Source organism: Sphingobacterium zeae (assembly GCF_030818895.1).
Taxonomy (GTDB): domain Bacteria; phylum Bacteroidota; class Bacteroidia; order Sphingobacteriales; family Sphingobacteriaceae; genus Sphingobacterium; species Sphingobacterium zeae.
In genome coordinates this window covers 956176-976843 of the sequence record NZ_JAUTBA010000001.1, presented here as the reverse complement: position 1 = coordinate 976843, position 20668 = coordinate 956176, and the positions used below count along the sequence as shown (strand labels likewise).

Genomic DNA, 20668 nt, shown 5'->3' with positions numbered 1-20668 from the left:
CACAACTTAGGCTTTTGCCGGTTTATATCCTTTCAGTGCAAACCATAAAATAACGAGATAACAAACCAAGGGTACACTATAGCCAATCGGTGTATTATCATGTACCGCATCAATAATATTTCCCGTTACAAATGGAAATACCGCGCCTCCGACAATGGACATAATTAACCAAGAAGAAGCCTGTTTCGTCTCATTCCCTAGTCCAGCAATACCTAGTGAGAAGATCGTTGGAAACATAATTGACATAAAGAAGCCAAGTCCACCTAGTGCATACAAAATGATCATACCTGTACCTGAAATGGCTACAGTTGCCAATATAGCGCAACAAACAGCATAAATAGCCAATAAACGCTGCGCGGTCGTATAACGCAACAATAGGGTACCGACGAAACGTCCGCCCATAAAGAGCAAACCATATACACCTAGGAAATACCCCGCAGTTTTCTCATCGACACCTGCTCCCTGCTGTGCCATACGAATAAAAAAACTCGTTACACAAACCTGTGCTCCAACATAGAAAAACTGCGCGATCACAGAAAAACTCAAGTGCTTGTGTCGAAGTACAGTAAATAAGCCAGTCTTTTTCTCTTTATCTCCTTCGACTTTATCACCTTGTATTTCAGGTAGTTTTATAAATAAAAAGATGAACGCTACAACAACTAGGATTAATCCTAATATCAAATAAGGCATTTTTACTGCAGATGCCTCATGGAGCAGGTATGCTAAGCGACTGCTCTCTGTCATAGCCGCCAGTTCATTTTCTGAATAGCTCGTACCCGACAAAATAAAGGTCGTACCTATCACTGGTGCCACCACTGCTGCCAATCCATTAAAAGAGGCCGCCAAATTAAGGCGGTGGGTTGCCGCTTCGGGCTTGCCCAAAACTGCAGCATAGGGATTAGCCGCTGTTTCTAATAAAGCTAGTCCACAACCAATAATAAATAAAGCCAGTAAAAAGAGCTCATACATCCGGTGATCTGCCGCAGGGAGAAATAAAAATGCGCCGACGGAAAAAGTCAGCAGTCCGATAATAATAGACAGCTTATAACCCCACCTGCGTAATATATAACCTGCCGGTAGAGCCATAATAAAGTAAGCGAAGAATATTGATGTATCTACCAGTGCTGACTGGCTATTATCCAACTGACAGGCTTTCTTCAAATGCGGAATCAGAATGCCATTTAAATTATGAGCCATACCCCATAAAAAAAACAGACTGACAATCAGAACGAAAGCAAGCAGGTAGCGCTTATTAGACAATGTCTCGGTTGATTTGATCGATGATTTTGTACCGATTTCCATGTCCCTATCAGTTAAGTTGACGCTTCCTTGCGTTTTGCCAGCAGGATATGGTCTGCAACCAGTACGACTTCAGCATGTTGATTGATAATTTCCACATGTTCAACTACGGTACCGAACTCCGGATTTTTCGCAGCGGATTTTTCCGAAATAGTCACTTCAGCACGAATGGTATCGCCAATAAACACAGGCTTGACAAAACGAAGGCGATCGTAGCCTTTGGAAAATGCTTCCGGATTAATAACTGAGGCCGTCAGTCCGATACCAATCGCAAAGATCATTGTTCCGTGCGCGATGCGCTGTCCAAAAGGTTGGGTCTTGCACCATTCCGCATCGAGATGATGTGGAAAAAAGTCGCCTGTATGTCCAGCATGAACAACAAAATCTGTTTCGGTAATCGTACGGCCCAATGTCGTCCGTTTGTCGTTTAATATATAGTCTTCAAAAAAAATCGATTCAAAATGCATATTGTTTAATTTATGTTTATAACCTCAAGTTCCTGCTCGCTGATCTCCAATCTTTATTTTCTAGTCTCTACGATAGGTACACCGCCCTGAGCACTGCTTTTATAAGCAGCCTCCACGACGGCCATGGTCTCGATAACATCCTCCACCGCCGCCGGTAACACAGCAATTTCGCCCAGTTTAAAGCGCATCAAGCTACCCATGCTTCCGATAAAGGCATCGGGGAACCAAGTCCCTTCGATCGGGAATTGTACCCACTGCGGCTTACTACCGTCGGTCGGTTTAATGCAATATTCAAATACATCGGGCACGCCGTGCGGATAATCCATCAATAAGCCCATTGTAGCTTTGATCGCTCCTTTAGTCCCTTCCCATTTGATGTAACTTTCTTCGTTGTGCGGTCCAAATTCATGGTCGTGATTGGTATTAACCACCGCGTGCATAGTATCCCCATAATCAAATAACAAGGTTGTCCGGCTCGAAGATAGCTCTTTGGCTGGATGCTTCAAGGTCTTGGCATAAACCGATGCCGGTGTACCCAAAAAAGAACGGATCAGGTCTATATAATGCACGCTATGGTACAGTATTTCCAAACGCGGATGCACCATCACGTGTGGAAAAAGCTGCCAAGGGGTATGCACGGCTACGCGCACCTCCATATCGTAGAGTTCGCCGATGTAGCCCTGATCGATCAGCCAACGAGCCGCATTGACAAAAGGCGCCTGACGCAACTGACAGTTGATCGCAGCCACCAAACCCTTGCGCTGGCAGACCTCCAAGATTGCCTGGCTATCGGCATAGTAATCGCCCATCGGCTTTTGGATCAATACCGCTGCTCCATCGGGCAAAGTCTCTAAGGTTTCGATATAGATATTCGGCATAGTCGTCATATCGTACACCGCATTTTCGGGTGCCTGCGCGACGGCATCCGCCACCGTATCGTACACATTCGGAATACCGAACTCCTGTGCCAATGCTTCTGCTTTCGCCCTTGTACGATTGACAATACCATGCACATGAAAGCCGGCCTTACGATAAGCCGGGAGATGTGCATCTTTCACTATACCGCCTGCGCCTATTATAATAATGGGCAAAGACATTTGGGGTAATAAGGTTTTATATTGAATGTCTATCCTATCCATGTATTTAGTTTTTTCTGTGCTTTAGTCAATAATGAAAGACTACTTTCCTCGGAATTAATCGCTGCTATGACGGTCTCATCAATGATATGTGCAATCTGCGGCCAGTTGGCCAAGCGCGGTAATGTACGTGCAGTATCATGCAATTCAGCCAATTTATTATAAAAGGGTATCATCTGATTGATTTCGGAATCATACCAGGTGGAATAACGACAGCCTACTCCGCCTTCGACAGTAAGCAGCTTATCTTGTTGGCGTCCGACTGCAAAACGTATAAAGTCATAAGCCAACTGCTTATGACGGCTACCTTCTGGGATTGCATACAACCAATACACATTTAATGAAGGAGACATTCCCCCTTCTGCTGAAGGAATGGCTGCTACATCTACCTTACCTTGCACTGCCGACGCCGCATCAATTTGTGCCCAGGATGCAAATCCAAACCAATTGACCATCATGGCTACTTCTCCCCGCGCAAAGGCGGCACCGGCCTGCACGGATTCATAATTGGCCGATTCGGGGTGCAATCCCCTATTCTCTTTAAATAACCCTCTATAAAAATCCAATGCTTCTACAGCCAATGGCTGATCCAGCTTAACAGGTATCTCTCCTTGCTGCAAATCGCCTCCACGGGACCAAAGTTGAATACAGAAATCGAATACCGCATTGTGTCCATCAGGATAACCGGCAAACACGGTTCCGTACAAATTATCTTCCGGACGGGTAAAAAATGTGGCAACGGTTAAAAAATCAGTCCAGGTTGTTGGAACAGCCAAAGGCTTTCCGTAAAGCGCGTGAAAACGGTTCTGCTCCTGTGGATCATCGAACAGATCTTTCCGAAAGACCAGGCATTCGGGACCATCATGAAAAGGTAAACCAAACACTTGTCCATCAAAACGTTGTAAAGCCTGTAAACTTTCGGGCCATGCACACTCCGCGTTCTTCGGGTGGATATTGATCGAGCATAAGATCGAGATTAGCTAAACCTTTCGTATCGTAAGCACGTGCGATCCAATCGGTATTGATATGGACAATATCCCAATCACCATTATGAAGGCCTTGGTTTTCAAAGAAGGCTGCTGTCAATTCCTCTAAATCTAATGGAACAAACTCTATCTCCATATCCGATGGATATAGCTCCTGATAAGCCACCCAACATTTCTCCAGGGCACGCTCAAAGGGGTCGAATTTCCGGACAGCAAAACGTAACTTATCCATACAGTTCCTCCAGTATTTTAGCGGTGTGCTCACCTAATTTGGGCGAACCTTTTGTCGCAGTCAAACGCTCGCCATCGATACGAATCGGACAACGGGTGGTCTCATAATGGAAGCCGTCGCCCATCGTTACTTCCTGTAGCATGTCTAGCACTTTAAAAGCATCGTGCTCGGTCAAACGGCGCCAATCCAATACATCGGCACACCAGATGTCTGCTGCTTCCAGTATTGCCAACCAATGCGCCGTCGATGCTGTTGCCAAGTGTTCCGTTAATATCGCTTTAATGGTATCTCTTTCGCGGAAAGCCTGTTCACCGTCCGCGAAGCCTTCCAGCGCTGTGCACTCTAATAACTTGGTAAGAAAAGGAATAGAGCCCATAGCAAGTGCCAGAAAACCATCTTGAGTACGATAAACGCCATATGGCGCAGCCAAATATGCATGTGCATTGCTCACCTCGCTACGTTGGGGTAACAATTTACCATCACGAAAATAGGTTGTGACAGCCTCAAATTGTATATCTACAGCAGAATCCAACATGCTAACATGCACGTGTGCCCCCATCTGGTGTATCGCACGACGATACAGGCAAGCCAAGACGGCACTACATAGATTCGAGCCGGCAAACATGTCCACAATGGAAAGTCCCATGGCCACTGGACCATTATTTGCGTCGCCGCTCAACCAGGTCATCCCGGTAAGTGATTGCAAGAGTAAATCTTGTCCAGGTCGTTTCACCCAAGGTCCTTCTTTTCCATACCCTGAAATTTCTCCATAGATCACCGTCGGATTGATCTCTCGGACACTTGCATAGTCAAAGCCCAAACGTTCCATGACACCTGGACGAAAATTGTGCAGCACCACATCTGCCCGTGCGATTAAATCACGTATGATCTGTTTGTGGGATTCACTTTTTAAGTCCAACACCAGACTTTCTTTATTCCGATTAATGGCATGAAACACCGTTGAAGTACCATTGAGTATGGTATCCGAGGTATATAATTGCCTGCAAATATCACCCGTCTCTGGTTTTTCTATTTTTATCACCCGCGCACCTAAATCGGCTAGCCGTAAACTTGCTAATGGGCCGGATAAAAATTGACTAAAGTCGACTACGGTATAGCCTGCTAATGGTAACATATTAATTTTCTAAATAATCGTGAACAATTGATGCAGTATGCTGACCCACTTTTGGTGCAGGTTTGTCCGCATATAAACGCTTTCCATCAATCTGGTAAACACTACGGGTGGTGGTTAGCGCGGTACCGTCTTGTAAACTGACTTCCTGCAACATCCCTGTCTCCTTAAAACCTTGCTCCTCAAAAAAACGATGGTAATCGTTGACTGCACCACACCAGATCCCTTCCGATTCCAAACGGGATACCCATTCGCTGGTGGTCTTCTGGCACAATACTGTAGCAAAGGCCTCCAATATTTCATCACGTCGCGAAAACCAGGTTGAAGCATCTTGATAAGGCTCACTAGACAGACCTATTGTTTCTGCAATATGTCCCACGTTGCCCATAGCCAAAGCTAGATAACCATCAAGTGTCTTATAAAGTCCATAGGGCGCACTTAAATAAGCATGGCCTGCGCCTCGAACAGCCGAGCGCTGTGGCAACTTACGTCCATCATTGATATGTGTGGTCAGCATTTCAAACTGCATATCCAACACAGATTCAAGCAAACTGACTTCAACAAGAGCGCCCTGTTGGGTACGGGCACGTTTCAACAATGCCGCCAATATACCTTGTGTCAGATGTGTCGCGCAATACATATCGACCACAGCCAATCCAAAAGGTACTGGTCCATCCTGCCCACAGCCTGATAGCCAAGAAAGTCCCGACAGCGACTGCACCAGCAAATCCTGACCCGGTTTTTTGGACCATGGCCCTTCATTACCGTAGCCCGTTACTGTGGCATAGATCATCTTTGGATTGATTTTCCGTACGCTTTCATAATCCAAACCGATCTTTTCCATCACCCCCGGCCGGAAGTTATGTGTCATTACATCCGCCTGACGGATTAATTTCTTAATATTTTCCAGATCATTTTCGTCTTTCAAATTGGCCGCATACGATTCTTTATTTCTATTAATGGTATGAAACACCAGGCTGCTCTCATCTACAAAAATATTTTTAATCGCAATCTGTCGTCCGCCTTCTCCGGCGCCAGGACGCTCGATTTTGACAACTCGGGCGCCGAGATCAGCCAACCGCAGGCCAGCGGTTGGCCCGGCCATAAATTGTGAAAACTCGAGAACTAAAAGTCCTTCCAGTGGTTTATTATCCATTGTCTTCTTTGTCCACTAATGATTCCCGATACATCTTGTTCATCTTTTCTAATACGGCAACTTCATCCCCGCCCTGTCTGAGATAGTCAACTACAATATCACCGGCGTGATCCTGAAAATACAGATGACCATCATACCGCGGGCGCAGATAGGCACGCTCCAATGTAGGCAGGGTATTTTTAAAATAGTCGGCCGTATAGGCGTTGACTTGCTCATCTTCCCAAGCACCTAAATGTCCCGGCTGACCACAATTTTCGACATATAATGTTGCCTGAATTTCTGGTGACGCAACAAATTGGGCGTAATCCATACCCACAGCAATATGTTTGCTCTGAGAGGATACTGCTAATCCCGCACCACCCAGTGTGCTAATCATTGGCGTACCGTTTAACGACACTAAATCATGAAAATGCAATACTTTACGGGCATAACCAGTTCGCGCATAATTGGAATAACCATACGCAAATGGACAATAGGCAATTTCATCCCGCTGCGTCATTTCTTCGAACACTTTGAATGGATTTTTCTCATAAAATCCAGCATCCAATTCATCCGCAAGTGATTTGAATAATTTTAAGACCTGTACCCCGACGGCTTCGCTGATTACTTTTTCGTCGTTTTGGCAAGGTTCTTCACCCAAAGAACAACAAAGACCATAAAAGTGCATCAAAGAATCAATCGGCAACAGTGAAAATCCAACCCGTCCTGCTTTAGCTAAGGCCAGGACTTCTTCAAAGGTACGCGGGAGCGGCACACCTAGCGAACGTAAAATATCTGGGCGACTTGCAGCCACTGGTGTCGCCGCATCTGTAGCCAAGGCCCATTGCTTGCCTAGAAAGTTGTAGCTTTCATAAGACTTCCCAACACTATTCGCCTGTTGACCGGCCAAAAACTCCGTAGACAGATAATCATCAAATGGAGCCAGCATCCCCTTAGCAGCGGCATGTCCCGTCCACGGATGATCGATCACCAACAGGTCATATTCCTTGGCTAAATCCGTTACCGACTTATCAGCGAATTCCTGCAAAGTACGTTTTGTCCAAACAATCTCTACTTCCGGATGTAATTCTTCATAACGTTGTGCCGTTGCAACCATTGGCACAAAACCTCGCGAATGCCCCCAGGTAATCCCCTTTAACCGGATTTTCTCTGTCATTGTATTTATGTATTATTTTATGTAGTCTTGTTGAGATCCTTATCAACCATTTGATTACCAAACATCAAGTTATTCCAATCTCCAAAAACAGTAAAACATAACATTGTAGTTGTAGCTATTTTTATCCTGTTTTTCTTGATTATCCAGGCAAGATAATATAGCATAAGCAGCGCAATACTGTAATCTAATGTTGGTATTAAATATGTTTATAATCTTTTTCCCTTCTAATGCTTTTTCGCAATGAAAAAAGCGGTTTATAATATTCAAATATAAATACAATATTTGAATATAAAAATTTAACCTGTTTTTTTGAATCGCTAAAAACGCCTCTTCAAATACTTTTTTTATCTTTATCCCAATCATTTGTTAGCAAAATATTTTATGACATTAAATAGCTCCGATAAATATAAAGCGCCAGCACTCGAAAAGGGATTGCAGATCCTGGAATTTCTGGCCTTGCAACCAACGGCGCAATCACAATCCGAGATCGCCCTTGGCTTAAATCGAAGTCCCAATGAGATCTATCGGATGCTTGCCTCGCTGGAGTCCAATGGCTATATTCATCGTGATCAGATTTCATCCAAATATTCGCTTTCCCTGAAGTTATACTATCTATCGCATCGCCACTCTTTTGTAGAGAAATTACGGGCCACCTCATTATTGCCAATGCAAGAGAGCTCTAATGAAATTAAGGATCCATGTCATCTCTGTGTGATCTACGATAACCAAGTCATGGTAATTTCCTACGCCAAAGGATCATCCCCCATCAGCATCGTGGTTGAAGAAGGAAAGCTGTACAATACTTCACAAACGGCTTCTGGCAAGCTTCTTTTAAGTTTTTCAGATGCTGAAAAAAGAAAATCCATTTTAGGAGCTGATTCCTATTACAAAAGCTTGAAGAAAACAGAGCGTCAACAGTTTGACAGCGATTTGGAAGATATTAGAATGAAAGGATTTTATGAGATGCCCAGTGCTTACGCAGAGGGCATTATCGATATTTCCGTCCCTATTGGAACCAACGAAACAGGTATAATCGCCTGCCTCACTGTTTCAAAACTCATCCGACGTCAAACTGAGCATACTGTATCCACGGAGGACATTGTAACAAGCCTAGAAAAATGCCGATCACAAATTGAATCCAATCTCGGATTAAGGTGAAAAAGTCATTTCAACACCGTGTACAACAATAGCATTACGACAAATAAAATTGTCCAAGCGATCTTAACCCGGTTACTTGGCTTTCCCATCTTGATATCGACCATATGCTGATGTGCTAATTCGTAAGCTGATTTTGGAAGGAGCAGCGATACACCAATTCCAATAAGCAGCAATAGAACAAACAAACTGAATGAAAGCATCAAGTAATGCGGCCAAAAAGTATAGACATCTTTAGGAAATATCCAAAGATAACATATTCCTGTGCCCAAACTTAGTAGCGCTCCTAAGGTTAAAATGGTATTAATAGCTGCTCGATTAGTCCGTTTCCATAACACAGCCATCAGGAAAGCGACCGCTAAAGGGGGCGCGATAAATCCAAGGATAGATTGGAACACATCAAAAAGATTAAGTCCTTTAATTTGATCGATCGCCAGTGCGACGAAAACCGAAGTTAAACAGCCCATAATCACCGTATATCGCCCTATCTGCGTAATCTGCTGATTGTTTGCTTTTGGTCGAATATGCTTGAGGTAAATGTCCATGGTGAACACCGTACTCAAGGAATTAAGCGACGAACCAATGGTGCCCACCAATACAGCAATTAACACCACGATTACCAATCCATTCAGGCCTGTAGGAAACAGGTTAGTCACCATCGTCATATAAGCAAGAGATGGGTCTTTAAGTCCCGGAAATAAAACCGAACAGATGATACCGGTGAGGATAAACAACGGCAAGGAAAGTATCTTGAGCCAAGCGATAAAGTTAATTCCTAGTTGCCCCTGTTCGAGATTTTTGGCTCCCAAAACTGATTGTACCATGGCTTGATCCGTACAGAAAAAAGCGATCGCTGCCACTGGATATCCTAAGGCGATGGCATACCAGGGGTAATCTGGATCACTCGCAGGTCTGATCAATGACCAATAGCTAGTCGGAGTCTGCTGTGCCAAAGCACTTAACCCTCCGATTTTGGACAATCCCAGAAAAGTTAAAAAAGCCGACACGGCGATCAGCAAGATCATCTGAAAGATATTGATTTTAGCAACTGTCTTTAATCCACCCGTATACGCAAACAGACCAGCTAGGGAGACTAAAACAGTAACCGATTGCCACATGGGAATACCTAAAATCTGCCGCACTAAAAATCCGCCAGCAAATAGTCCCAACGACAACCATGAAATAAGCATTTTTACCAATGAATACCAAGCCAGAATAGTCTGCGTATTTGGACCAAACCGCTTGCCCATAAACTCGGGTAAGGTACGTACTCCAGTAGCAATATAGCGGGGTGCGAACACCACCGCTAACAAAAATAAATAGATAAAAGCATACCAATCAAAATTGACTGCAACTATACCTGTTGTATAACCTACTGTAGCGAATGCGAGCAGCATAGATGGCCCAACATTGGTGGCCCACATATTGAAGCCAATACTGTACCAGCTTAAGGATTTGCTGGCTAGGAAGTGTTCTGCCCCTTCTACCTTTTTACGAGATGACAAGAGGCCGATTGTCAGTAATACTAACAAATAGGCTACGACGATGCAATAGTCGTAAATGGTTAACTTGTCTAAGATACTGTTCATCTTCCTAAGCTCAAGTCGACACCATATCTTTCCAGCAGTTCCTGCGGACGGACAGGCTTTCCTGTTGTCAATGATTCATCCATAGCTTGCAATAAAGCTATTGTCCCAATACCTTCTTTCATATCTGGATAGGCTTCCTCTCCAGTACGTATGGCTTTTGCAAAATGCTCTAGGTAATTTTGATACTCACCAGCGTGATGGCTTTTTCCTTCAAAACGGAAATAGTGTTTTAGTTTATGCTCCCAAGTCAACATGCGCTCTTCACCGGTTTTATCGGTAATCGCATAACGAAGGTCCATATAGTCAGCTTGGCTCGCCCCTTCTGTCCCTCTTAGAATACAGCTCATTTCGCTATCTCGTGTGACAGGCTGTACAGGACCCGTATACGCCCCGCTCACACGGGCGACCCGGCCATCTTCGGCTTTAAAAATAAAATGCATCGTATCAACATTTTGAAGCCCACCTTTTTTCCCATTAACACTCAACATGCCATAGCCCATCACCTCTTCAATATTGGGGAGGTACCAGCGGATGAAATCAACTGGATGGCTCAATCCTCCATAAAGCCATTTGAAAGAAGACTGCAAAGACCAAGGTTTATCCAAAAACCAGCGGTGATCAGCGTGATAATAACCTTCGATCGTAATTAAGTCACCAATAAGTCCAGCGTCAAAATCTTCTCTTTGCTTTTTTACCGGTTCAAAAAAACGGGAACTCTGTCCGACAAAAACACGTTTATTTTTCTGAGCTGCGCGTTCCAATAAAGCGTTGGCATCAGCAAGATTATCGATAAAAGGTTTGGTACAGATGACGTGTTTGTCATGTGCCAATGCTAGCTCGATGTGCTTCGCATGTAGATGATCCGGAGTATATATGGCAATGGCTTCAATATCTTCGTCATCCAGCATGGTCTGATAGTCATTGGTATAAGCATGAAAGTCAAACTCTTTCATCCGCTTGCGTCCAAGCTCTTCATTCAGATCGCAAATCTTGACCAATTCGATGTGAGGGCTTTGCAATGCGGCTGACATCGTACTGCGCCCCTCACCTAATCCTAAAATCCCTAATTTTAACTGCTGTATATTTTCCATTTTACTGTTTATAAAAAATCCATTTTTCATTTTTTTGGGTTCCGGGAATACCTTCCTGATAGAAACTCATGAGTTTGTTCCACTCCACAACTCGTGGATTATCCTTGGTTGTCAACAGATCAATTGTTTTAAAATCCTGTCCTTTTGGAAAAGAAATATATAACATCAGCTGACGCCCATTGCGATAGACGAGCACTTCGTCAAATCCAGCGTTACAGAAACCTGCCGCAACCTCGGGCCATTCTTTAAATTGTGTTTTATGTGCGTTGTAATAGGCCTCCTGTTCTTTCTTATCATCGATCAATTGGGCGGTCAGTAGCACAAAATCGGTATCAATCTCTTTTTTACCAGCACAGCGGCTTCGGTCAAAGTCGTAGAACAGATCGGTAAACAATTTGTATTCAACCTCAGGATAATGAGCAATCCACGCACTCGCTAATTTTTTACCAATCTCATCACTGGTCATGACGAGCGTGTAATCGTTCCATCGATATATCTGTTCAGCACCCACTCCTTCTTTTGCCAAAAACCCTTTGATTGCTTGTGTTGTCAATTTGTGTTGCGGATCATAGATCTGGAAAAAAACAGGTTTGGTAAAAGGAATATAGGCATTGAAAGAGGCATTTTTAGGAATTGATCGTTTTTCAGACAACAAATAGGTATAACGCAGACCGATGCCTGCTTCGTCTTTGACCCAGACATCCGCATCGGGGCCATTTTTTATCCACTCAACACTCGGCCCATTGGCATTTTTCAATATTTTATTAGATGGAAACCAGTTGTTACTCACATTCATATAGGCAGAACCCTCATCGGTATAGAGATAAAACCAATGCTCAGGAATATGCGCATAAGGTGACACATAGATGCTATCGATATAATTTTCTTGAATTTTTGTTCCGGGTTGTGCCGATAAGGTGTAAATACCAGCTACATCATACATGTATTTACCATAACGTGTGATCTTATTTTTTAAAACACGATTATTTCGCATGGCATTGACTGTAGGTGTCCAGCCCCAGCCCAAGCTAATTCCTGTGTACGGAAGATCCAGCAATTCATTGTTCGTAATAGCTACATTGCGGACAAATCCGGCGCCAATCCCCACCGTTCCCCAATCCTCATTTCCAATATCTTGGATTAGATTGTTACTGACGACAACACCATCGGTCAAGATACGCTCGTTGTTGGGCTGAAAAGGCAAATGTGCTTCCATTTGTTCGTCTGAGAACTGACCGAGCAATATTCCGGATCCGCCAATATCCTGAAATAGATTTCCATTTAAACTATCTTTTAAATTGCCGGCCCGGTAGTCTATTCCTGTCGCGGCCAAATGAGCAAAACGGCAGGCAGAAATTTTCGTAAACGCGGTATGACGGAGTAGGACTGCAGCTTGCGGGCGCCCCAACCAAGCCTGATTTTCCAGCCCAGCTTTATCAACAGTCCCCGGCTTAGCTAATTTATACGCATCCAAAAAATACATACCTGCCTGTAAAGCAACATGACCGTAATAATGAGGTCTTAACCAGGCACTATGCTGAAATTTCAACCCTTCGATATACACATGGCTAACAGGCGTCTCTAATGTACCTTGCATTGTCAGAATTGTCTCCAAGTAAGGAGCAACAACATCTAACTGGTCTACATTTTCATCAGGCCTTTTGTAATAATATACTTTATGATTTTCTTCATCCAAAAACCATTCTCCAGGTTGATCCAAAAATTCAAGCGCATTCACCAAGCGAAATGCAGAGTTGCCGTGTTCTTTGGATAGCCATGGCTTTGGCCAAGGATGTTCGTTCTGGATTTTCCCTTCCGGTTCATGAAAAAATAGTGTGATACTATCTTTTGTAACAATCGTCTCACGAATACGAAGCTGTGCTATTGCCCACCATTGATGTATAAAAAATTCCATTCCCGCTTTATAGTGAAATTTTTCAGGAAATACGTTAGGAATAATAGCAGCCTGCTTCTTAAAATCCCAATTAATGATCCTTGGCAAATGAGCATCATCATGACTTTCTGCACGGATCGCCTTACGTGAGCCAACCCACAATTGGCGGAAAGAAAGGTATTTGCCACCGACCTGGGGGGCATTTGCCACCATAACATATTTGGCTATAGCAGGATCCAATCGCTTGTCATTTTTTACGGGCTGCCAACCTTCAATAGTAACTCCTCCGGACAATATAGCCTCTCTGCCCACTGATTTTATCCATGTGGGACTTTGGACAGTTCCACTATCTTCAGGTCGGATAAAAATTGTTTGGGAAGGCACATATTGTCCGTCTTGAATCCAGATTGTGATGCCATGATGCATACGCGGATCGTTTAATCGTCGCCATTCCCTAGCCTCACGCAGGGCATCCTCCAAACATGAAAATGGAGCTCCCCGGGTGCCATCCCGTTTTTCCTTGTTGCTTTGTTTACCCACATAGATCTCTCCTCCCTGAGCTGAGAACGCAGCTAGCGAAAAAAATATAAAGACCCATATGAGAATTGTCTGCTTCATCTGAAAATAATTTTAAAATATCATACTACTTCGTTTCACCTTGGCTTATGGCCTCAGAACAATGCTATCAATAGCCATTGTTCTGAAGAAATTCGCCTGGGTTGCTAATGGCGTCCATCTGTCCCTGCGGAATTGGCCGAAGGGCATCAACACCATTCGTACAGCTATTTACCTTAGGACTGAATAACGAACCTGAATTAAATTTCACCAAAAAACGATGACAACTATATCTCGCTGTACCTAGATCGATATTTGTTGATCGCCCAAAACCGAACGGATAATTATGGTGCAAGGCGTATCCGCTATTTTTTGAATAATTCCTAATGCTTTTCCTTTAAATGTTTTTCTGTTGGGACGATGCAACCCTCTTAGATCGGCTTGAAACCCATTGTCAGTCCCGAGTACTTTTGCATCTCCCTTTACAATGAACTCAATTTCTTGATCATTGTGCAACACGGACTGTCCTGCTTGGTCCACCAATTCCGCAGTCACAAAATAAAGGTCTCGGGATTCCCCTGTGGCATATTTTTCATGTTCTAAGGAGACTTTTACCCGCTTAGCTTCTCCCGCTGTACGCATACTTGCTTCCTGAACAATCTTACCATCTCGCTTTTTAACAACTTTCAATTCCCCCTTTTCAAAAGGCACCTTCCAACTGGCATGCAGACGATCTGCTGTTTTGGCTGAAGTTCCCAGACTTTTGCCGTTCAGGAACAACTCGACATCGTCAGCTTTATTATAATAAGCCCACACGTCCACAGTATCACCTATTTTCCAGTTCCAATGCGGTAAAAGATGAAGGACATCTTTTTCTGTCCATTCAGACTGATACATATAGTACACATCTTTGGGAATACCTGCGAGATCAACAATACCATAATAAGAGCTCCTTGCAGGATAAGGGTAAGGAACGGGTTCGCCAAGATAATCAAAACCGGTCCAGACAAATGTTCCAGCCAAAAAAGGACGACTCTTGACCGCTAGCCAAGCTTTCTCATGACTTGTGCCCCAATAGGCAGCAACATTATCATAGGCCGAAACTGTAAAATCGGGATTCCCGTTAACGACATATTTGTCCTTTGATGATGCTGGCCACAACTGAATCGTATCTTGCAACTTGTCATACACCCCTCTAGTCTGTAAGGCAGAAACAGTTTCTGATGCCAACAGCGGTATATTTTTGAATTCTACAGGTAATTTATCATAATCTTCATGTTTGTAATTGAAGCCCAGGACATCCAAAGCCTCTGCCTGTGCGATAAAGTTCTTGACATAATTATTTTCGGTCAAGGCAGCAGTAACGGGGCGTGTGGGATCCAGAGATTTTACCAATTTGGCCATTTCTTGCGTTAAGGCAATACCCGTGGAGTCAAATTGCTCTCGGATTTCATTTCCGATGCTCCATAGGATAACCGAAGCATGATTGCGATCTCGACGCACCCATGCTTCAATATCCTTGAGATGTTCCGTAGGAAAGTCAATATGATAGTCGAACTTATTTTTTCGCTTTTTCCACATGTCAAATGCTTCATTATAAACCAAAATTCCCATTTCGTCGCAGAGATCAAGTAACTCGTCTGCGGGTGGATTGTGTGCAGTTCGAATGGCATTTGCACCCATTTCTTTCATCATGACAAGCTGTCTTTTCGCAGCAGACTTATTAAAAGCGGCTCCTAAAGCACCCAAATCATGATGCATACATACTCCTAAAATTTTCAAGGCCTCGCCGTTTAAGTAGAAGCCAGTTTTCGCATCAAAGCGAATTGTCCGGAATCCGATTCTCTTTTCAATTTGATCTTCGACTGTATTATTTTTAGTTAAAAGAGTGAGTTGCACACGATATAAATTTGGCGACGCTAGGCTCCACAATTGTGGCTTTTCCACTTGAAGTGATGCATCAATATATCCATCTTTCTCAACCCCTGTCTTTTTTAACAGTATATTTCCTTTGGGATCCCATACTGTAATTTGATATTTATTCCCTGCAACGCCTTTAGGTCGCGCCAACTTATTCAATTTAGAACGTACTTTAAGCTGCCCCAATACACCCTGTATTTCCGGCGTAGTGATAAAAGTTTCTTGTTCGTCGAGGTGTACTTCGCTGCTTTTTATGAGATAAACATCACGGTAGATTCCGGAACCTGAATACCACCGGGAATTTGGCTGTTTACTATTGTCCACACGAATAGCAATGCGATTGGGTTGATTTCCAAATTTAACATGCGGAGTCAGGTCCAGTGTAAAAGAGAGGTAACCATTGGGCTTTTTCCCAAAATAAACACCATTAATCCATATTTCTGCATAACGGTAAACTCCGCCAAAGTACAACTGTATATTTTTACCCTGATCTGCGGTCGGCAGCTTAAACTCCTTACTATACCAGCCAATTCCGCCAGGCAATGCTCCTCCTGCATTACCTGCTGGGTAACTAGCATCAAAATCAGCTTTGATACTCCAATCATGAGGCAATTCAACCGATTCCCAAGCTTGGGCATCTCCGTCGTTCAAGCGATAGCCCAGCTGATCCTGCAACGTAAAATGCCAGTTTTCATTAAAGCTGATTTTTGAACGTCCTTGTCCGTATACAAGCTGAAGTTGAAATAAAAAGAGAATAGAAATAAAATAATATAAATTCATAAGTAAATGGTTATTTATAAGCACTGCTTTCATTGCAATCAATGATGGCTTCGTGCTTGCGTCTTTATTCGTTAGTCTATATGGAGGTATTTAAACTTCCTTCGGGTTTATCCATTAGGAATAGTTTTTGAAAAGTGACCTAGGACTGAGGGGTTATTCTTGCCATCGGCTTAAGTCTTTAAAACGCACCGTACTTGTACCTAAATCTTTCGAAGTTGCCAAGGCGATGCCGCGGTTACCTTTGCCGTCCACTGCACAATAAAAATGATAAACAACACCCTCCGCTTTCAATACAAATGATTTGTGCGCATATTGCTGATCAAAACTTTCACTTGATTCAATCAGATTTGCACCATCCCAATCTGTCCAGTGGACTAGATCCTTGGATGCCGCAAATCGATTGAATGCCCCTTTACGGTCTTTCCAGAAAGCGCCAAAATAAAACATGACCCAAGTATTATGGATCCGCTGAATCATAGGGTCTCCCGTAATTCCTACCGGATGGTGAACCACAGGGTTCGGCTGGAACCTCTTCCAGTTTTCCAGATCATCTGACACAGCCATACCAATACGTTCATACCATCGTGTTGCTTTATTATTGGGTAATGAATCGCCTACGGCATTGTAATACATGACGAAGCGATGGCCCGTCTGTTTATCAGTATCTTCAATCACATAGCTTTTGAATAGCTTATGCCGATTTTCCCACCAGGAAACATCCCGATCCGTACTGGTCAACACGGGCTTAGACAACCGTTGCCATTCCACAGGTTGTGTTGGTTTTTTAGTTGTATAAGCCATCCCAATCGCCAGCGGCTCAGGTTCGTAACCAGCTGTGGAACCACCGAAATAGGACATCCAGTATTTTCCAGCGTAGCTGTTGAGCTTATACTTCCCGCCCCATTTTGTATCCACCAAGGCATTATATCCTGCTCGCTGCTTAGCATCCCAGCTGCCATCTGGTACCACGGAGAGTTGTTTCCCCAAGGTCTTCCAGTTCAAAAGATCCGAGCTCTGCGCCAGCCAGGTCTCATAACCACTTCCATCAAACACAATGTAGGTCATATACCAATATTTCCCCTCCTTATAAATAGTCGGACAATCCATCAGTTCACCTTTATGCGCAGGTACTAAAACAAGTCCATACTTATAGGGGGTCTTTACTTCTTCATAAATTTTTGTCATTTCCGCACTGGAAACTGCCGGAGTCTGAGCCTTTAATTTAGGACCGGCCAAAGCAATGGATAGCAATAGCATTAATCTTTTCATCTGTCTACTCTTTTTCTTCGTTAGTACAATCTGAACTATTTACGTTGTTGTCTAATGGTATTTCAATGGGTTTATAACTGGCTAAAATAATCACGATATCAGCTTTCATTGAGTAATTGTATATTTTCCTGAGCCCAATTTGAATTCAACATGGTCTTCGTTTACATTGACAGTTTGGACCTCCATGGCTCTTCCATTGACCTGATAAGTTCCCTTTGGCAAAACCAATGTACATTGGCTATTGACAGGTATCTCTACTTGATAATTTCCTTTAGATTGTTCTCGGTTAAAATAAATTTTTCCATATGGACTTCTAAAACTTATCTCACAGTCTTTCAGTGCATCCAGCATTTTGGGCTCGATTCGAAAGTGTTTAAATGCGGTCGATGCTGCATCTTGCTGTATTCCGCCCAAGCCGGTATGAAACCACTCCATCAGGTGGCCAAGCATAAAATGATTATTGGAGACGTTTGGAAGACCCGCCCAAGACTCGGTCAGTGCCGTGGCACCTTTTCGCAGCTGATATCCATATCCGGGCCGGTCATCACGATGGTGCATGGCATAAATCAGATCATCACGGTTGTTGGAGTGTAACACCTGTAGCAGGTAACGATGACCGATATCTCCCGCCGTCAACGCCGTATCATTTTGGCAAACCGTTGTTGTTAGTTTTTCAAAAACTGCCTGTTGGGCCTCCTGAGGTACCAGTCCAACATACAGTGGCATGGCCAGCGCTGTCTGACTACCGGAGCCATAGCTATGTTCCTGAGGTCGATAAAATTGTTGATTGAAGGCACTGAAAACGGCCTGCCGTAACGTTTCAAATTTTTCGGCATCTTCTTTTTGTCCAAGTAGCATAGCGATGTCTACCATGAGTTTCAAGTCATAGTAATAGATTGCCGTAGCCGTAATCCCGGGAGTAGTCAGCTGGGAAACACCGGGACGCTCCGGTCCCAAATCATACCAGTCACCCAAACCCTGTGTTAAAATATGTCCCTTCGCTTTTGTGCCCAAATAATCGATATAACGGGTCATCATGGCATAATTATCGGCAAGAAAAGACTTGTTTCCATACCAGCGATAGGCATACCAGCCCAAGATAATCGAGCTGCTTCCCCACTCGGGTGAGTCCCTGAACATATCACCGCCCCAGTCAAACTGCACATATTCGGGCGCTATTTCAGGAACTAGACCATCATTTGTCTGAGATTGCCGCATATCCCGCAGCGACTTGGCAAACAGGCGTTCAGCATCAAAGTTAAATTGTACCGACGGCCCCATTAAATGTAGCTGCTCCAGCCAGCCCAATTTTTCGCGGTGTGGACAATCGGTAAAGACACTGACCATATTACTCTTAATAGCCCAATTGATCAATCCATGGATCTGATTAAATAGCGTATCGGAGCTTTGAAAGCTTCCTACCTGCGCTGTACTATTCCGGATATGGGCCAACTGTATCGCATCCATCCGAACCGCTTTGCTACCGGCAGGATGCAACTGAACTTCGGCATAGCGAAATCCATAATACGTAAAACGTGGCTGCCAGGATACCGTCCCATCTTTTGCAAAAATATATTGATAATAATAAGGGCTTCCTGAATGCTTTTGACTGGGGCGTCCATCCGCCGTCAACAATTCGGCCGGATACACCCGTACGGTATCTCCCGCTTGTCCGGTCATTTGCATAGTGACAATGCCCGACGCATTCTGTCCAAAATCATAGGTGATCCGTTTCCCCCCATCAGCCTGCTGTAATTCAACGGGCGCGAAGCGTTGCATAATTTTTACCGGATCAATATCCTGAGCCCGTAGATGTGGTCCATCCGTTATGCGCGCTTGCTGCCAGTTCCTGTCATCGTAAACAGGGGCTGACCAATGATCAGGTAAAATCCGTGCATCGTAATCCTCGCCCCCATACATGCTGGAAAAAGTAATGGGTGACCGGTGTGTTTTCCAGCCTGCATCACTAACGATGATTTCTTGCGTCCCGTCCGTGTAGATATTGACGATCTTAAGTTTGAGCTTTGGTAGACCAAAAGCAACTTTATGTTTTTGAAATCGGCCTTTAATTGGTGGAATATAATAAAACCCATTTCCTAATAGGGCAGCAATTGTATTCTTTCCCTGTTGCCAGGCTTGGGTAAGATCATAAACCACATAATAGGCTTCCTTGTCATATTTTGTCCAACCCGGCTGTAGCACTGCATCATCTACCCGCTTGCCATTCAATAGCAACTCGTAATGTCCCAGGCCTGCCACATAAGCAATCGAAGAACTGATCTTCTTTTTCACCTGAACTGATTTCCGGAAAACCGGAAGGTCATAACTTTTATCCAGGCGGAGCTTGCTGGAGCTTAGTGGCAGTGGATTGACCAATGAATCCGGTAATATATCTTTTGCAATCCATCGGGCATTGCCCCAATCTTGGGCTTGCAATAACCCTGTGTGGAACCGTTGCACCGCACTTGTTGCTGTCTCCTTTTTATTATCACGAACGTGTATTCTGATGTAATAACTTGTACCCGTAGCTAAAGGATTTCCCTGGTATAACAAATTTAGGGATTGCTCTGCCGCTACCCATTGGGAATCCCAAAGCAAATCCTGCTTTGCAAAACGAGTGCTTTTACTGACCTCGATACGATAAGCCTGTTGTTGCACATCAAATTTATCGCTGTGCAATTGCCAGCTAAATGAAGGCTTTAATGTATTTATACCCAATGGGTTTTCGCGTCCTTCTATCAAAACACGCGTTACTGATAACTTAGCCATACCCACTAGGGGCATAGCTAGCAATAACAGGAAAATGCTTCCTAAAACGATTCCCTGTTTTACAATATTCTTCATTCTTTTT

General features: G+C 43.8%; 15 protein-coding genes. 1 reads left to right on the top strand and 14 read right to left on the bottom strand.

The window, feature by feature from the left end:
• Window positions 1–6: 6 nt before the first annotated feature.
• The 8 genes from fucP to QE382_RS04000 are packed head-to-tail and all read right to left on the bottom strand — an operon-like array spanning window position 7 to window position 7564.
• A complete protein-coding gene (gene fucP, locus QE382_RS04035; RefSeq protein ID WP_307184787.1) occupies window positions 7–1302 on the bottom strand; it encodes an L-fucose:H+ symporter permease in 1296 nt (431 codons plus the stop codon).
• 11 nt (window positions 1303–1313) lie between these two features.
• Window positions 1314–1766: a MaoC/PaaZ C-terminal domain-containing protein gene (locus tag QE382_RS04030; RefSeq protein ID WP_307184786.1), complete on the bottom strand. Its 453-nt coding sequence runs from the start codon at window positions 1764–1766 to the stop codon at window positions 1314–1316.
• Between the two features lie 53 nt (window positions 1767–1819).
• Window positions 1820–2905, bottom strand: a complete 1086-nt coding sequence (locus QE382_RS04025) for a Gfo/Idh/MocA family protein (RefSeq protein WP_307184785.1) — start codon at window positions 2903–2905, stop codon at window positions 1820–1822.
• Complete coding sequence (locus QE382_RS04020) at window positions 2893–3786, bottom strand: extracellular solute-binding protein (RefSeq protein WP_307184784.1); 894 nt, start codon at window positions 3784–3786, stop codon at window positions 2893–2895. The genes QE382_RS04025 and QE382_RS04020 overlap by 13 nt, the downstream gene beginning before the upstream one ends.
• A gap of 7 nt (window positions 3787–3793) precedes the next feature.
• Entirely contained in the window at window positions 3794–4120 is a 327-nt protein-coding gene (locus QE382_RS04015; protein WP_307184783.1) for a hypothetical protein, read from the bottom strand.
• A complete protein-coding gene (locus tag QE382_RS04010) occupies window positions 4113–5255 on the bottom strand; it encodes a CaiB/BaiF CoA transferase family protein (RefSeq protein WP_307184782.1) in 1143 nt (380 codons plus the stop codon). The genes QE382_RS04015 and QE382_RS04010 overlap by 8 nt, the downstream gene beginning before the upstream one ends.
• Before the next feature lies 1 nt (window position 5256).
• Window positions 5257–6408 carry a CaiB/BaiF CoA transferase family protein gene (locus tag QE382_RS04005; RefSeq protein WP_293956946.1) on the bottom strand — a complete coding sequence of 384 codons (1152 nt, stop codon included), beginning with the start codon at window positions 6406–6408 and terminating at the stop codon, window positions 5257–5259.
• A complete protein-coding gene (locus QE382_RS04000) occupies window positions 6401–7564 on the bottom strand; it encodes an ABC transporter substrate-binding protein (RefSeq protein WP_307184781.1) in 1164 nt (387 codons plus the stop codon). The genes QE382_RS04005 and QE382_RS04000 overlap by 8 nt, the downstream gene beginning before the upstream one ends.
• Before the next feature lie 381 nt (window positions 7565–7945).
• Between QE382_RS04000 and QE382_RS03995 the strand changes: the two genes are divergently transcribed.
• On the top strand, window positions 7946–8722 hold the full coding sequence (locus QE382_RS03995; RefSeq protein ID WP_307184780.1) for an IclR family transcriptional regulator: 777 nt from the start codon (window positions 7946–7948) through the stop codon (window positions 8720–8722).
• A 5-nt stretch (window positions 8723–8727) separates the two neighbouring features.
• On the opposite strand, the gene QE382_RS03990 is transcribed toward QE382_RS03995, so the two are convergent.
• The 6 genes from QE382_RS03990 to QE382_RS03965 form a co-directional block, all read right to left on the bottom strand.
• Window positions 8728–10308: a sodium:solute symporter family transporter gene (locus QE382_RS03990; RefSeq protein WP_307184779.1), complete on the bottom strand. Its 1581-nt coding sequence runs from the start codon at window positions 10306–10308 to the stop codon at window positions 8728–8730.
• Entirely contained in the window at window positions 10305–11399 is a 1095-nt protein-coding gene (locus QE382_RS03985; RefSeq protein WP_307184778.1) for a Gfo/Idh/MocA family protein, read from the bottom strand. The genes QE382_RS03990 and QE382_RS03985 overlap by 4 nt, the downstream gene beginning before the upstream one ends.
• A 1-nt stretch (window position 11400) precedes the next feature.
• On the bottom strand, window positions 11401–13911 hold the full coding sequence (locus QE382_RS03980) for an L-rhamnose mutarotase (protein ID WP_307184777.1): 2511 nt from the start codon (window positions 13909–13911) through the stop codon (window positions 11401–11403).
• 240 nt (window positions 13912–14151) lie between these two features.
• On the bottom strand, window positions 14152–16548 hold the full coding sequence (locus tag QE382_RS03975; protein WP_307184776.1) for a glycoside hydrolase family 2 TIM barrel-domain containing protein: 2397 nt from the start codon (window positions 16546–16548) through the stop codon (window positions 14152–14154).
• A 153-nt stretch (window positions 16549–16701) separates the two neighbouring features.
• The gene (locus tag QE382_RS03970) at window positions 16702–17817 is read right to left on the bottom strand and encodes a glycoside hydrolase family protein (protein WP_307184775.1); all 1116 of its coding nucleotides are present in this window, start codon (window positions 17815–17817) and stop codon (window positions 16702–16704) included.
• 105 nt (window positions 17818–17922) lie between these two features.
• On the bottom strand, window positions 17923–20661 hold the full coding sequence (locus tag QE382_RS03965; protein ID WP_307184774.1) for a family 78 glycoside hydrolase catalytic domain: 2739 nt from the start codon (window positions 20659–20661) through the stop codon (window positions 17923–17925).
• Window positions 20662–20668 lie beyond the last annotated feature (7 nt).

Excerpts from the sequence above, each read along its gene's own strand:
- QE382_RS03970 (WP_307184775.1), bottom strand. The coding sequence starts at position 17,817 with ATGAAAAGATTAATGCTATTGCTATCCATTGCTTTGGCCGGTCCTAAA.
- fucP (WP_307184787.1), bottom strand. The coding sequence starts at position 1,302 with ATGGAAATCGGTACAAAATCATCGATCAAATCAACCGAGACATTGTCT.
- QE382_RS04010 (WP_307184782.1), bottom strand. The coding sequence starts at position 5,255 with ATGTTACCATTAGCAGGCTATACCGTAGTCGACTTTAGTCAATTTTTA.
- QE382_RS03975 (WP_307184776.1), bottom strand. The coding sequence starts at position 16,548 with ATGAATTTATATTATTTTATTTCTATTCTCTTTTTATTTCAACTTCAG.
- QE382_RS04025 (WP_307184785.1), bottom strand. The coding sequence starts at position 2,905 with ATGGATAGGATAGACATTCAATATAAAACCTTATTACCCCAAATGTCT.
- QE382_RS03985 (WP_307184778.1), bottom strand. The coding sequence starts at position 11,399 with ATGGAAAATATACAGCAGTTAAAATTAGGGATTTTAGGATTAGGTGAG.
- QE382_RS04030 (WP_307184786.1), bottom strand. The coding sequence starts at position 1,766 with ATGCATTTTGAATCGATTTTTTTTGAAGACTATATATTAAACGACAAA.
- QE382_RS03995 (WP_307184780.1), top strand. The coding sequence starts at position 7,946 with ATGACATTAAATAGCTCCGATAAATATAAAGCGCCAGCACTCGAAAAG.
- QE382_RS04015 (WP_307184783.1), bottom strand. The coding sequence starts at position 4,120 with ATGGATAAGTTACGTTTTGCTGTCCGGAAATTCGACCCCTTTGAGCGT.
- QE382_RS04000 (WP_307184781.1), bottom strand. The coding sequence starts at position 7,564 with ATGACAGAGAAAATCCGGTTAAAGGGGATTACCTGGGGGCATTCGCGA.
- QE382_RS03980 (WP_307184777.1), bottom strand. The coding sequence starts at position 13,911 with ATGAAGCAGACAATTCTCATATGGGTCTTTATATTTTTTTCGCTAGCT.
- QE382_RS03990 (WP_307184779.1), bottom strand. The coding sequence starts at position 10,308 with ATGAACAGTATCTTAGACAAGTTAACCATTTACGACTATTGCATCGTC.
- QE382_RS04005 (WP_293956946.1), bottom strand. The coding sequence starts at position 6,408 with ATGGATAATAAACCACTGGAAGGACTTTTAGTTCTCGAGTTTTCACAA.
- QE382_RS03965 (WP_307184774.1), bottom strand. The coding sequence starts at position 20,661 with ATGAAGAATATTGTAAAACAGGGAATCGTTTTAGGAAGCATTTTCCTG.